Consider the following 12,810-nt stretch of genomic DNA (forward strand, 5'->3'; position numbering starts at 1 on the left):
AAACCCACCCCTCCATCGCCGATCCGCCTGAAGCTCGGCCCCCACACGCCCCGACCGCCGGCCGGCCACCCTCAGCCCGGGCAGACCCCCGCTGTCGCTGATCGGTTTGACGCCCACCGAACCGCCGACCGGGACCGGCGTGTCCTCCAACCCGAGGAGACGCCCGAATCCGCTACTCAAGGACACACCGTCTTCTTCCACCAGATTCGCACGGCCCAGCCACCCCGAAACCTATGCAGCCGACAGCATGTCCCTTCTATACCCCCAGCTCAGCCGCCCACGGAAACTAGAGAAGAGCCGTTTCTTCTATCGCAGGCGGCGCGCGGCCTCGGCGTGCAGCTTCTCGGCGATGGCCGCGGGGGTCAGGCCGAGGTCGGCGAGCAGCTGAGCCCGGGTGCCGTGCGGGTGCCAGTCGCGGGCGACGGCGAAGTCGATCAGCGGGACGTCCTCGCCCGCGTCGCGCAGCGACTGCGCGAGCGCGTCACCGAAACCGCCGGTGCGGATGCCGTCCTCGACGGTCGCGATCAGGCGGTACTGCCCGGCGAGTTTGACGAGCGCGTCCGGCACCGGGGCGATCCATCTCGGGTCGACCACAGTGGACCTGACGCCCTGCTCGGCCAGGAGCGTCGCGGCCGCGACGGCGGTGCCCGCCAGGGCGCCGCAGGCCACGATGAGCAGCTCGGCGTCGTCGTTCTCGACCAGGAAGTCCAGGCCCTCGCGGGAGTCGACCGGCGACAGGTTCTCGGCGGGGATCGCGCCGGTCGGAAAGCGCAGCATGGTGGGGCCGTCGTCCACGGCGACGGCCTCGGCGAACTCCTCGCGCAGGGTCACCTCGTCGCGCGGGGCGGCAATGCGCATGCCCGGGACAACCCGGAAGATCGAGGTGTCCCAGATGCCGTAGTGGCTGGGCCCGTCGGGGCCGGTGATCCCGGCCCGGTCGAGCACGAAGGTGACCGGCAGGCGGTGCATGGCCACGTCGAGGACGGTCTGGTCGAAGGCGCGATTCATGAAGGTGGAGTAGACGGCGACGACCGGGTGGAGGCCGTTCATGGCCAGCCCGGCGGCGGAGGTGACGGCGTGCTGCTCGGCGATGCCGACGTCGAAGAACCGCTCGGGGAACCGCTCCATGAACTTGTTGACACCGGTCGGGCCGGGCATGGCGGCGGTGATGGCGACCAGGTCGGGACGGGCCTCGGCCTGCTCGACCAGCGCATCGGCGAAGACGCCGGTCCAGCGGCGCTTGGAGGCGGCGATCGGCTCGCCGGTGATCGGGTCGAAGGCCGCGGAGGGGGAGTGCATCTGCTCGGCCTCGTCCTCGCGGGCGGGGGCCCAGCCGCGGCCCTTCTCGGTGAGGGCGTGGACGATGACGGGGCCGCCGTAGCCCTTGGCCTTCTCCAGCGCCTCGGCCAGGTCGGTCAGGTCGTGGCCGTCGACGGGGCCGACGTACTTGATGCCCAGGTCGGAGAACATGCCCTGCGGCGCGAGGGCGTCCTTGATGCCGGTCTTGGCCGCGTGCATCGCCGAATAGGCGGCGCGGCCGACGACGGGTATGCGCTCGACGGTGTCCTTGATCTTCTCCAGCGCCGGTTCGTAGCCGGGGTTGAGCCGCACGCCCGAGAGGCGTTTGGCGAGGCCGCCGACGGTCGGCGCGTAGGAGCGGCCGTTGTCGTTGACGATGATGACGAGCTTGAGGTCGTCGCGGGCGGCGATATTGTTCAGCGCCTCCCAGCACATGCCGCCGGTCAGGGCGCCGTCGCCGACGAGGGCGACGACGTGCCGGTCGGAGCCGGCCAGCGCGTTGGCCTTCGCGAGTCCGTCCGCATAGGACAGCGAGGTGGAGGCGTGGGAGTTCTCGACCAGGTCGTGGGGGGACTCCTCGCGGCTGGGGTAGCCGGTGAGGCCGTCCCGCTTGCGCAGGTCGCCGAACTGCGGGGCGCGCCCGGTGAGGACCTTATGGACGTACGACTGGTGGCCGGTGTCGAACACGACCTGGTCGTGCGGGGAGTCGAAGACGCGGTGGACCGCCATGGTCAGCTCCACGACGCCGAGATTGGGGCCGATGTGGCCGCCGGTCTTGGCGACCGCGTCGATGAGGAACTCACGTAGCTCGTCGGCCAGCCGCGGCAGCTCGGCCTCGTCGAGCGACTTGAAATCGGCCAGCCGCCCGATGGACGACAGCAGCGGGCCCATCCCGGGTTCGTCGTGTGAGTTCATAAAGTCGAATTCTATCGGGGGAGGCGGCCGGACCGGTAATGCACGAGGGTCGCTGAGACGGGTTGCATGAGGGGAGTGACTGTCGGAAAGCAGTCACTCCCCGAAAGGGACACGCCGGGCTAAAGTCCGGCCGCTCCGCGAAGTTGGTGTGATCATCCCAACATGGACCTCATCGACCTGCATCAGAACACCGAGTGGCCCGCGCGCCTCGATCAGGTGTTGAGTTCTGCGCCGGTCGATTGGACCCAGCGGCGCGAGCGGGCCCGGACCGACGATCCGCCCGGACTGGCCCGGCTCCAGCGGATGTCGGCGGTGCCGCGGTTCGATCTCGACGCGGTGGAGCCGGAGGTCTACGAGGGCATCCTGGAGGATGCCCTGACGGCCTCGGCGGCGGCGGGGGCGGTGTACACGGAGTTGCGGCTGCCGCAGGAGTCGGTGGTCTACCCCGGTTTCATGGCGCGGTTCCTGGCGGCGCGCGACCGGGTGGCGGAGGTGTATCCGGGGTTCGACGCGGGCGCGGTGCTGAGCATGAACCTGTGGGATCCGATGCTGCGGGAGCTGTGCGACGCGTTCGGCGACGCGGCGGCGGCCGGACTGGCGGGCATCGAGATCATCTACGTCCCCTATGCGGCCGAGGCGGACTGGACGCGGGGCCGGATCGTGGCCGAGGCGGCCGGGGCGGCCGGGCTGGGCGTGACGGTCCCGGCGGGGGCGTTCAACTCCACGAACGTGGCGTCGCTGGCGGAGATCGAGCAGGTCGGCCGGATCGGGCATGCCGTGGGTGCGGCGTTGGACCCGGGGATCGTCCGACTGCTGGCGGAGCGGGGCGTGACGGTGGAGGCGTGCCTGACGTCGGCGGTGGTGCTGGGCATGGTCGATTCGCTGGAGGAGCATCCGCTGCCGCGGTTCTTGGAGGCGGGCGTGGACGTGGTGCTGGGAACCGATTCGCCGATGCGAATGGGCACCGATATCGCCGCGGAGTACGCGAAGGCGGCGTCGCTCGGACTGAGTGAGTCGGACTTGTCGGACCTGTCCGAGCGTGCGAAGACCGCCCGACTGCTCTGAGCTCCCGGAGCACTTTCCGCGTCAGTTCACTGTGGAAGTTGTTTCCATTGTGCAACAGTCGTGACAACGTCGGATTGCAGACAATCGGAGCGCCGACAGGCGGAGACCGATTTCCAGGCCAGTGACCTGCAAAAACGATCAATTATCGTCCCTCGTGTCGATCTTCTCACGCTGTGCTCAGATGAAAAAACCCCAGGTTCTGACTAGTGTTGTTCAGGTTGCCCCTGTTACCGCGCGCCAAGCGGACGCCTGCAGTTTGGAAGGACGTAATGCCTGCTATAGCAGTCGATTCCCTTTACAAGATCTTCGGCAAAGGCGCCAAGCACGCTGTCGCCGAACTGAAGTCGGGGACGCCCCGCGACCAGCTGTCCAAGCACGTGACGGCCGCCGTCATCGACCACACCTGGGAGATCTCCTCCGGCGAGATCTTCGTGGTCATGGGCCTGTCGGGATCGGGCAAGTCCACGCTCATCCGAATGCTCAACGGCCTCATCAAGCCGACCTCCGGGACCATCTGGATCGACAACACGGACCTCGGGGCGCTCTCCCCTCGCGCCCTGCGCCAGCTGCGTCGCGAGCGGATCAGCATGGTGTTCCAGCACTTCGCGCTGCTCCCCCACCGCACCGTGCTCGAGAACGTCGCCTTCGGCCTGGAGATCAAGAAACTCGGCAAGGAGGAGCGCCTCGCCCGCGCCCAGGAGGCCGTCGATCTCGTCGGCCTCACCGGCACCGAGGACAAGCTCCCCGCCCAGCTCTCCGGCGGCATGAAGCAGCGCGTCGGCCTCGCCCGCGCGCTCGCCGCCGACACCGACATCCTGCTCATGGACGAGGCCTTCAGCGCCCTGGACCCGCTCATCCGCCAGGAGATGCAGGACCAGCTGCTCGAACTCCAGGCCAAGCTGGGCAAGACCATCGTCTTCATCACCCACGACCTCAACGAGGCCATGCGCATCGGCGACCGGATCGCCATCTGCGACGGCCAGGTGATGCAGCTGGGGACCGCCGAGGACATCCTCATGAACCCGGCGAACGACTACGTCACCGACTTCACCGCAGACGTCGACCGCACCAGGGTCCTCACCGCCGAGGCGGTCATGGAGCCGCTGGGCGACGCCGACACCAGCTCCTACGACACCGTCGAGTCCGACACGCACGTCAACGAGCTGTACGAGTCCGTGCTGTCCTCGCAGCACCCGGTGCTGGTCGTCGACGACCGGTCCGATCCGCTCGGCGTCGTCACGCCCAGGGCCATCATCAAATCGCTCGTGTCCGAGACGGATGCCGACCGGACCGAGACCGAAGAGGAGACCCAGCCCGCATGATGGAATACCTCCGGAACTGGTTCTGGACCTACATCTGGAAGCCGCTGCCCGACATGCCCTTCGGCGACTGGCTCGAGGCGTTCGTGCGCTGGTCGCGCGTCGCCTGGGCGCCGATGTTCGACGCCACCACCACGGGCCTCACCGGGCTCTACCAGGGCTTCGCCGACGGCCTGCTGTGGCTGCCGTCGGGCCTGATGGTCCTCCTCTTCGCCGCGATCGCCTACTTCGCCAGGAGCTGGAAGCTCGGCCTGGGCATCGGCATCGGCATGTTCATCGTCGCCTGGATGCCCTACTGGGAAGAGACGATGCAGACCCTGGCGATGGTCCTGGTCGCGGCCGCGATCGCCACGGTCATCGCCATCCCGCTCGGCATCGCCGCCAGCGAGAACCGGGCGTTCTCGGCCGTCATGCGGCCGATCCTGGACCTGATGCAGACGCTGCCGGCGTTCGTCTACCTCATCCCCGCCGTCATGTTCTTCAGCATCGGGGCCGTGCCGGGCATCATCGCCACCATCGTCTTCTGCATGCCCCCCGGCGTGCGGCTCACCGAACTGGGCCTGCGCCAGGTCGACCGCGAGGTCACCGAGGCCGGACAGGCCTTCGGCGCCTCCCCCGGCGAGATCCTGGCCCGCATCAAGCTGCCCCTGGCACTGCCGACCGTCATGGCCGGCATCAACCAGGTCATCATGCTGGCGCTGTCCATGGTCGTCATCGCCGGCCTGGTCGGCGGAGGCGGACTCGGCGGCGTCATCGTCTCCTCGCTGGGCCGCCTCGACATGGCCGCCGGGTTCAACGCCGGCCTCGCCGTGGTGCTGCTGGCGATCTTCCTCGACCGGGTCACCCAGGGCCTTTCCGACCGCACCCCGGTCGCCAAGGCCGCCCTGCTGGCCACCTGACGAACACCACCGACACCCCACGGATAGGTGCGCCCCCCGGCGCACCGGAAAGAAGGCACAATGCAACGCCGTTCAATCATGCGAGGCGCCGCCATCGCGAGCGCCCTGTCCGTCCCCGCCCTCGCGGCCGCCTGCGGCGTCGAGGAGGAGCCCGGGACCGACTCCGGCTCCAATGACGACATGGACTTCGGCCTGCCCCAGGGCGAAGGCGAGATCACCATCGGCTACATCAACTGGGATGAGGCCGTCGTCGCCACCGAGATGTGGCGCCAGGCCCTGGAGGCCTCCGGCTACACGGTCACCACCCAGGAGTTCAGCGAGGCCGGGCCGCTGTTCGAGGGCCTGTCCTCGGGCCAGCTGGACTTCTTCCTCGACGGCTGGCTGCCGATCACGCACCAGACCTATATGGAGGAGTACGGCGACCAGCTGGAGCAGCTCGGCACCTGGAACGAGAACGCCAAGCTCACCGTAGCCGTCCCGTCGTACGTCGACGTCAACTCGCTGACCGAGCTGAACGACAATGCCGACCTGTTCGGCGGCAAGATCATCGGCATCGAGGCCAGCGCGGGCCTGACCGAGGCGGTCCAGAACAACACGATCCCGACCTACGGCATCACCGACCTGACGCTGGAGACCTCCTCCACCTCGGCGATGCTCGCGGAGCTGGACTCGGCCATCGCGGCCGAGGAGCCGATCGTGGTGACACTCTGGCAGCCGCACTGGGCTTACGCCGCCTATGACATCAAGAACCTGGAGGACCCCGAGGTCACCCTGGGCGATGCCGAGACGATCAACACGCTGGCCCGCGAGGGCTTCAGCTCGGAGTTCGCCGATGTCGCCGGCGCGCTCGAAAAGTTCAAAATGGACGATGAGCAGTTGGCCTCGCTCGAGAAGACCGTATTCACCGACGAAGAGGGCGACGTTGAAGGCGGCGTCACCAAGTGGCTCGCCGACAATAGCTTCGCCGACCTGATCAAGTAATACATAGGGTCATTAAATGGGGACGGGCGGTGCCCGTCCCCATTTGCCTGCCTGGGGAATCGATGACTTACGATGAAATAGATTGAAATATGTAGATGCGATGTACTACCATCGAAATCGACGCAAGACGGGCATCCGCCGAACGTCACCGATTCGCGGTCGCGCTCCCCGGCATCGTGAACCGCATGGCGCTTTAGGAGCTCCATGTCCACCCACAACTCGACATCCACCCCGCGCCACGAGCGAGGTGGCGCAAGCCTCGGTCGGCGGCGCCTGTTCAAGGGCGCCGTGGCCGCGGGAGGCCTCGCCGCCGCCGGCGTCGGCGGTCTCCAGATCGCCCAGGCGGCAGAAGACGACGACACCGCGGACGCCACTCAGAGCGGCCACCCCGGAATGCTCCACACCCAGGACGACTTCGACCGCATGGCCGAGCAGGTCACCGCGGGCGCGGAGCCCTGGATCCAGGGCTGGGACAAGCTGGTCGCCAACGGCCGCTCGCACTCCGACTGGTCCCCCCGGCCGCTCGCGACGGTCATCCGCGGCGGCGACGGCCAGAACTACGCCCAGCTGTTCCCGGACATCGCCGCCGCCTACCAGAACGCGCTGCGCTGGAAGGTCAGCGGCGACACCGCGCACCGGGACTGCGCGGTGAACATCCTCAATGCCTGGTCCGAGACCCTCGTCGAGGTAACGGGCAATGCCGACCGGTTCCTGGCATCCGGTATCTACGGCTACCAGTTCTCCAACGCCGCCGAGATCGTGCGCGACGTCGAGGGCTTCGACCTGCCCCGATTCCAGGACATGATCACGAACATCTTCGTGCCGATGTCGGAGCACTTCCTCACCAACCACAACGACGCCTGCATCACCAACTACTGGGCGAACTGGGACCTGTGCAATATGGCGAACATCCTCGCCGCCGGGATCCTCTGCGACGACCAGGTCCTGTTCGACCGGGCCGTGGACTACTTCTGGAACGGCGAGGGCAACGGCGCGATCGACAATGCGATCCCCTTCGTCTACGACGGCGGACTGGCGCAGTGGCAGGAATCGGGCCGCGACCAGGGGCACTCGATCATGGGCATCGGCCTGATGTCCTCGATCATGGAGATGGCCTGGAATCAGGGCGTGGACCTTTACGGCGCCAACGACAACGCCTTCGCGAAGGCCGCGGAGTACGTGGCGCGCTACAACTCCGGCAACGACGACCTGCCGTTCACGACCTACAGCTGGGGCACGGGCCAGAACTGCGACTACCGGGAGCAGACCGTGATGGGCGAGGGCGGACGCGGGCAGGCGCGGCCGGTGTGGGAGATGGTCTACGGCCACTACACCCAGCGGCAGGGCTTCGCGATGCCGAACGTCGCGGCGCTCGCGGGGGCCAACACCCCCGAGGGCGGCGGCGGCGACTACGGCTCGAACTCCGGCGGCTACGACACCCTCGGCTTCGGCACGCTCGCCCACGTCAGGCTCCACTGGGAGGACATCCCCGACGATCTGACCCCGCTCGGCTGACCGACCGCGACGGGCTCCCGAGCCGGAGCCCGTCGCGCTACCCGCTGTTCGATTTCGATCGTTCTCGGTGATGTGTGAGAATCCTGTTGTGAAGCAACGGCGCTTCCGCACCTCCTCCGACCGGCAGCGAATCTCCCCGGCATTTCGCTGCACCCGTATTAGGAACAGCATGTCCAAGCACCGTGCGTCTTCCGCCGTACCCGCACCGCGCCGCCTCAAGGACCGACTCCTCGGGGACCGCCGCCGCTTCCTCCAAGGGGTGGCCATCGGCGGCGGCCTGGCCGCCGTGGGCGTCGCCGGGTACTGGTTCACCCGCGACACCGAGACCTCCTCCACGACACCCGAGGCCGCGCCCGAGACCACCGCCGGGGCGAGCGCCTCCCCCAGTCCCACACCCACTCCCGGCGGCGCGGGCGCGGGCGACAATGCCCGCGTCGACGGCGTGGAGTTCGAACGCGGCATGCTTCACACCGCCGCCGACTTCGAGCGCATGGCCGAGAAGGTCGAGGCCGGCGAGTCGCCCTGGATCGACGGCTGGAACCGCCTCACCGCCAATGGCCGCTCTGCCGCCGACTGGTCGCCGCGGCCGCTGGAGACCGTCGTCCGCGGTGGCGACGGCGACAACGTCGGGCAGATGTTCACCGACATCCACGCCGCCTACCAGAACGGCCTGCGCTGGAAGATCAGCGGCGACGAGGCCCATGCCACGGCCGCCGTCGACATCCTCAACGCCTGGTCGGCGTCACTCAAGGAGATCACCGGCAACGCCGACCGCTTCCTGGCCGCCGGCATCCAGGGCTACCAGGCCGCCAACGCCGCCGAGCTCGTGCGCGACATCGACGGGTTCGAGCTCGAACGCTTCCAGACGATGCTCACCGACGTCTTCTACCCGCTCAACGACCACTTCCTGAACGACCACAACGACGCCTGCGTCACCAACTACTGGTCCAACTGGGACCTGTGCAACCTCAACTCGGTCCTGGCGATCGGGATCTTCAACGAGGATGAGGGCCTGGTCGGCCGGGCCCTGGACTACTACGAGAACGGCGAGGGCAACGGCGCGCTGAAGAACGCGGTGCCGTTCGTCTACGACGACGAGGGCCTCGCCCAGCAGCAGGAGAGCGGCCGCGACCAGGGGCACTCCCTGATGGCCACCGGTCTGCTGGGCTCCCTGTGCGAGATGGCCTGGAACCAAGGGGTCGACCTGTACGGCATGGACGACAACCGGCTAGCCAAGTGCGCCGAATACGTGGCCCGCTACAACCTCGGCCAGGACGTGCCGTACACCGAGTACATCTGGTACAACGGCCAAGACTGCCGCTACAACGAGCAGACCCAGATCTCCGCCGCGCAGCGCGGCCAGGTGCGGCCGATGTGGGCACTGCTGTACCACCACTACGCTGGGCGCCAAGGACTGTCGATGCCGAACGTCGCCGATATCATGGCGCAGAACGGCCCCGAAGGCGGCGGAGGCGACTACGGCTTCGGCTCGGGCGGCTTCGACCACCTGGGATTCGGCACCCTCACCCACGCCCGCTGACAACCGGCGCCGGATTGCCGGCCGCGTTGCGGCGCGTCGGTAGGATTCCCCAGACCGTCCTCCCCGACCCCAGGAGCCCTGCCGTGTTCGGCATCCTCGCCCCCTGCCCCTCCCGCACGCCCGAAGCCCTCAAGCCGCGCTGGATGGGGCACTTCTGCGGCCTGTGCCTCGAACTGCGCGACGACGCCGGGCACCTCGCTCGCCTCACCACCAACTACGACGCGCTCGCCCTCTCCGTTCTCGTTGAGGCCCAGGGCGATCCGGACGCCGATTCCCGCACCGCCGGGCCCTGCGCGCTCCGCGGCATGCGCCGCCAGCGCATCGCGACGGGCAATGGTCCGCGCCTGGCCGCCACCGCCTCGCTCCTGCTGGCCTCGGCGAAGCTCCGCGACCACGTCGAGGACGGCGACGGCTTCGTGGCCCGACCCGGCGCCCGGGGCCTGGCGGGAGCGACCGCCGACCGCTACCGCACCAAGGCCACCGTCATCGGCGAGACGATCGACCTGCCGACCGCCCGCGTCATCGCCGCGATCGAACGCCAGCAATCCGTCGAGGCCGCCTGCGGCCCGACCACACCGCTGACGGACGTCACCGCGCCGACCGAGGAGGCGACGGCGGAGCTCTTCGCCCATGCCGCATTCCTGGCCGACCGCCCCGAGAATGCGGGCGCCTTTCGCACCGCCGGCCGCGCCTTCGGCCGCCTCGCCCATCTGCTCGACGCCGCCGACGACTTCGAGGAAGACGCCGCGCGCGGCGCCTGGAACCCCTTGGCCGCCACCGGAACGGGCGTGGAGGGGGCCAGGGCCCTGGCGCGGGGCGCGCTCGCCGACATGCGGGCCGCGCTCGAAGCCGCGACGTTCGTGGACGAGGCGATGGTGCACCTGCTGCTGGACCGCTACGCGAGGCACGCCGTCTCGAAGACCTTCGGCAGCAGCTGCGCTGCCTCGCACCACCACGAACCCGGTGCCTCGTACAGCGAGCCGGGCGCCGACCCGCGGCTCCCCGGCGGGCCCCCGCGCGAGAGCTGGCCCCCCGGTTACGAGCGCCCCGAGGAGACGCCGCCGGACAAGCAGGGGCGCCCGAAGCGCCCGCGGATCCGCGGCTTCTGGGGCGGCCTGTGCATCTTCACAGCCCTGTGCTGCACCTGCCAGAGCTGCTGCCGGTCGGAGTACGAGGACCCGTGGACGGGCGAGTCGCGCTCGGGCTGCTGCCACCAGGCCGAGGGCTGCGGCGAGGGTTGCAACTGCTGCGGGGAATGCTGCGGCAACTGCGGAGATTGCTGCAACTGCTGTTCGAGCGACGGATGCTGCGGCGACTGCGGCTGCGATTGCAGCTGCTGAGGCTCTACGGCTGCGTCCTCGCGAGCCATTCGCGCCCGGGCTAAGTCAAACCGAGGATTCGCCGCAGTACCAGTTCGATCTTCATCATGTGGATGCCGTCCACGGTGCCCACGTGCCGAATGAACCGCTCAGTCGAGACTGTTCGCAGATGCTCGCATTGGACGTAGCTGGTCACCGGGAGGACGCCCTCCAGCTCGACATGGGTCGGGTACTCCTTGCGGGTCCTGGAGACCGGTACCACCACAGGGATACCGAACCGCGACATCTCATCGCGCGAGACGATGACGACCGGTCGCCGGTCGCCTTGTTCATGCCCGATGGGATTGCCCAAGTCGCACAGGTAGATGTCACCCCGGTTCAAAGGATGTCACTCCAGTCCTCGGGCTCAAGCTCATCTGTCAAGGTCGCGGACAACCGCTCGCTCTCGCGCTGCAGCTCGGCACGGGCCGTATCCACTCCCATCGTGGCCCTGGCCTCGGCCCAGAATTGCTCTTCATCAGCGGCGTCGAGCGCGTGCGCGACGGCTTCCGACATGGTCTCGTGGCGGTTCCGCGCCAGCTCCGCGATGCGATCGCGTAGATCGACCGGAACCTTGATGGTGGTCATCGTGGTCATACCCTGAGTATACCAATTTAACCACCGTCACGGCTACCCGAACACCAGCTATTTCGCGGGTTCGAACAGGGCGATCGTCTCGAAGTGCTGGGTCATCGGGAAGGCGTCGAAGGCGCGCAGGCGGGTCAGCTTCCAGCCGTGTTCGGCGAAGGCCTTCGCGTCGCGCGCCAGCGCGCCGGCGTCGCAGGCGACGTAGCAGATCGCGCGCGGACCGGCCTCGATCATCGAAGCGACCACGTCGGTCCCGGCGCCGCTGCGCGGCGGGTCGAGGACCACGAGGTCGACGCTGCCGAGCGCGGGAACAGTCTCGGCGACGTCGCCGTCGACCGCTCCGGCATTGGCGAAGCCGGACAGGTTCGAGGCGGTGCGGGAGGACTTGGAGTTCTCAACGGCGACAACGCGACCGGTTTCACCGATCGCGTCGGCGAGCCCGGCGGCGAACAGCCCGGCACCGGCGTACAGGTCCCAGGCGGCCTCGCCGTCCTGCGGGTCGAGCTGGTCGAGCACGCACGACAGGAAGGTCTCGGCGGCGGCCGGGTGGACCTGCCAGAAACCGTCGAAGTTGATCTCGAACTCGAACTCGCCCACCCGCTGGTGGACGAGCTTGGGTCCGCTCTTGTGATGCGGCCGGGAAGTGCGACGCAGCTGGGTGTAGACGGCGAGCCTGTCGTCGTCGGCGTCGACCACGCCGACCGCGCCCATGCCCTTCCAGTCCTTGAAGAGGGTCTTCGACGAACGGATCGGCTCGGTGGCGATGGCGCACTGGTCGATATGGATGATGTCGCGGGACTTGTGGCCGCGCAGTCCGGGCTTGCCGTCGGCGTCGACCGCGTACTGCATGCGGGTGCGCCAGCCGAGCGGGCCCTCCTTCGAGGGCAGCTCCTCGACCTCGACGCCTTCGAGGTCGGCCGGGTCGATCCCGCCGATGCGGGTGAGTTGGTCTTGGAGGACGCGGGCCTTGAGGCGGCGCTGAGCGTCGTGGGTCGCGTGCTGGAAGTCGCAGCCGCCGCACTTGCCGGGGCCGGCGTACGGGCAGGGGGGCTCGACGCGATCGGGCGAGGCCTCGATGATCTCGACGGCGTCGGCGAAGGCGAAGCGCTTCTTGCGGTCGGTGATCTCGATGCGCACCTTCTCACCGGGAAGGGCATGGCGGACGAAGTACACCTCGCCGTCGACGCGGGCCACGCAATGGCCTCCTGCTGCGACGTCCCCTACGGTGACGATCATCGTCTTCCAATCCCCTGCTGATGCGGTCTAAAAAGTCTGCGGGCCGAGATCCGGCCCAACTCGCCAGGGTACAGGGAAGGGCTGCGGCGCGGGGC

11 protein-coding genes are annotated in these 12,810 nt (G+C 68.5%); 7 read left to right on the forward strand and 4 right to left on the reverse strand.

All coding sequences use genetic code 11. The annotated features are described in order from the left end of the window. Window positions 1-306: 306 nt before the first annotated feature. Entirely contained in the window at window positions 307-2,214 is a 1,908-nt protein-coding gene (gene dxs / locus FAB82_RS05530) for a 1-deoxy-D-xylulose-5-phosphate synthase (RefSeq protein WP_136533542.1), read from the reverse strand. A gap of 162 nt (window positions 2,215-2,376) precedes the next feature. Here dxs and FAB82_RS28325 point away from each other — a divergent pair, with 162 nt between their 5' ends. The 7 genes from FAB82_RS28325 (at window position 2,377) to FAB82_RS05565 (ending at window position 10,873) form a co-directional block, all read left to right on the forward strand. Continuing rightward, window positions 2,377-3,279: a hypothetical protein gene (locus tag FAB82_RS28325; RefSeq protein ID WP_136533543.1), complete on the forward strand. Its 903-nt coding sequence runs from the start codon at window positions 2,377-2,379 to the stop codon at window positions 3,277-3,279. Window positions 3,280-3,548: 269 nt separating this feature from the next. Then, window positions 3,549-4,601 (forward strand): quaternary amine ABC transporter ATP-binding protein, encoded by a 1,053-nt coding sequence (locus FAB82_RS05540; RefSeq protein WP_136533544.1) that lies wholly within the window; start codon window positions 3,549-3,551, stop codon window positions 4,599-4,601. Then, window positions 4,598-5,497 (forward strand): ABC transporter permease, encoded by a 900-nt coding sequence (locus FAB82_RS05545; protein ID WP_211116392.1) that lies wholly within the window; start codon window positions 4,598-4,600, stop codon window positions 5,495-5,497. Before FAB82_RS05540 ends, FAB82_RS05545 begins: the two co-directional genes overlap by 4 nt. 60 nt (window positions 5,498-5,557) lie before the next feature. Next, window positions 5,558-6,478, forward strand: a complete 921-nt coding sequence (locus tag FAB82_RS05550) for a glycine betaine ABC transporter substrate-binding protein (protein WP_136533545.1) — start codon at window positions 5,558-5,560, stop codon at window positions 6,476-6,478. Window positions 6,479-6,682: 204 nt separating this feature from the next. Further along, window positions 6,683-7,993: an alginate lyase family protein gene (locus FAB82_RS05555; RefSeq protein ID WP_136533546.1), complete on the forward strand. Its 1,311-nt coding sequence runs from the start codon at window positions 6,683-6,685 to the stop codon at window positions 7,991-7,993. Between the two features lie 169 nt (window positions 7,994-8,162). Beyond that, entirely contained in the window at window positions 8,163-9,533 is a 1,371-nt protein-coding gene (locus FAB82_RS05560) for an alginate lyase family protein (protein WP_168801430.1), read from the forward strand. 83 nt (window positions 9,534-9,616) lie between these two features. Next, on the forward strand, window positions 9,617-10,873 hold the full coding sequence (locus FAB82_RS05565) for a DUF5685 family protein (RefSeq protein WP_136533548.1): 1,257 nt from the start codon (window positions 9,617-9,619) through the stop codon (window positions 10,871-10,873). 40 nt (window positions 10,874-10,913) lie between these two features. Here FAB82_RS05565 and FAB82_RS05570 read toward each other — a convergent pair whose 3' ends face one another. From FAB82_RS05570 to FAB82_RS05580, 3 genes are read right to left on the reverse strand one after another with little or no spacing between them, the layout of a single operon-like run. After that, the gene (locus tag FAB82_RS05570) at window positions 10,914-11,234 is read right to left on the reverse strand and encodes a type II toxin-antitoxin system PemK/MazF family toxin (RefSeq protein ID WP_136533549.1); all 321 of its coding nucleotides are present in this window, start codon (window positions 11,232-11,234) and stop codon (window positions 10,914-10,916) included. Continuing rightward, entirely contained in the window at window positions 11,231-11,488 is a 258-nt protein-coding gene (locus FAB82_RS05575) for a hypothetical protein (RefSeq protein WP_136533550.1), read from the reverse strand. Before FAB82_RS05575 ends, FAB82_RS05570 begins: the two co-directional genes overlap by 4 nt. Window positions 11,489-11,536: 48 nt before the next feature. Continuing rightward, window positions 11,537-12,715 carry a class I SAM-dependent RNA methyltransferase gene (locus FAB82_RS05580; protein WP_136533551.1) on the reverse strand — a complete coding sequence of 393 codons (1,179 nt, stop codon included), beginning with the start codon at window positions 12,713-12,715 and terminating at the stop codon, window positions 11,537-11,539. Window positions 12,716-12,810 lie beyond the last annotated feature (95 nt).

Source organism: Glycomyces buryatensis, from assembly GCF_004912275.1.
In the GTDB taxonomy this organism is placed as follows: domain Bacteria; phylum Actinomycetota; class Actinomycetes; order Mycobacteriales; family Micromonosporaceae; genus Glycomyces; species Glycomyces buryatensis.

Bases quoted from the DNA above. Each gene is read 5' to 3' on its own strand.
- FAB82_RS28325 (WP_136533543.1), top strand. From the start codon at position 2,377: ATGGACCTCATCGACCTGCATCAGAACACCGAGTGGCCCGCGCGCCTC.
- FAB82_RS05540 (WP_136533544.1), top strand. From the start codon at position 3,549: ATGCCTGCTATAGCAGTCGATTCCCTTTACAAGATCTTCGGCAAAGGC.
- FAB82_RS05550 (WP_136533545.1), top strand. From the start codon at position 5,558: ATGCAACGCCGTTCAATCATGCGAGGCGCCGCCATCGCGAGCGCCCTG.
- dxs (WP_136533542.1), bottom strand. From the start codon at position 2,214: ATGAACTCACACGACGAACCCGGGATGGGCCCGCTGCTGTCGTCCATC.
- FAB82_RS05575 (WP_136533550.1), bottom strand. From the start codon at position 11,488: ATGACCACGATGACCACCATCAAGGTTCCGGTCGATCTACGCGATCGC.
- FAB82_RS05555 (WP_136533546.1), top strand. From the start codon at position 6,683: ATGTCCACCCACAACTCGACATCCACCCCGCGCCACGAGCGAGGTGGC.
- FAB82_RS05580 (WP_136533551.1), bottom strand. From the start codon at position 12,715: ATGATCGTCACCGTAGGGGACGTCGCAGCAGGAGGCCATTGCGTGGCC.
- FAB82_RS05545 (WP_211116392.1), top strand. From the start codon at position 4,598: ATGATGGAATACCTCCGGAACTGGTTCTGGACCTACATCTGGAAGCCG.
- FAB82_RS05560 (WP_168801430.1), top strand. From the start codon at position 8,163: ATGTCCAAGCACCGTGCGTCTTCCGCCGTACCCGCACCGCGCCGCCTC.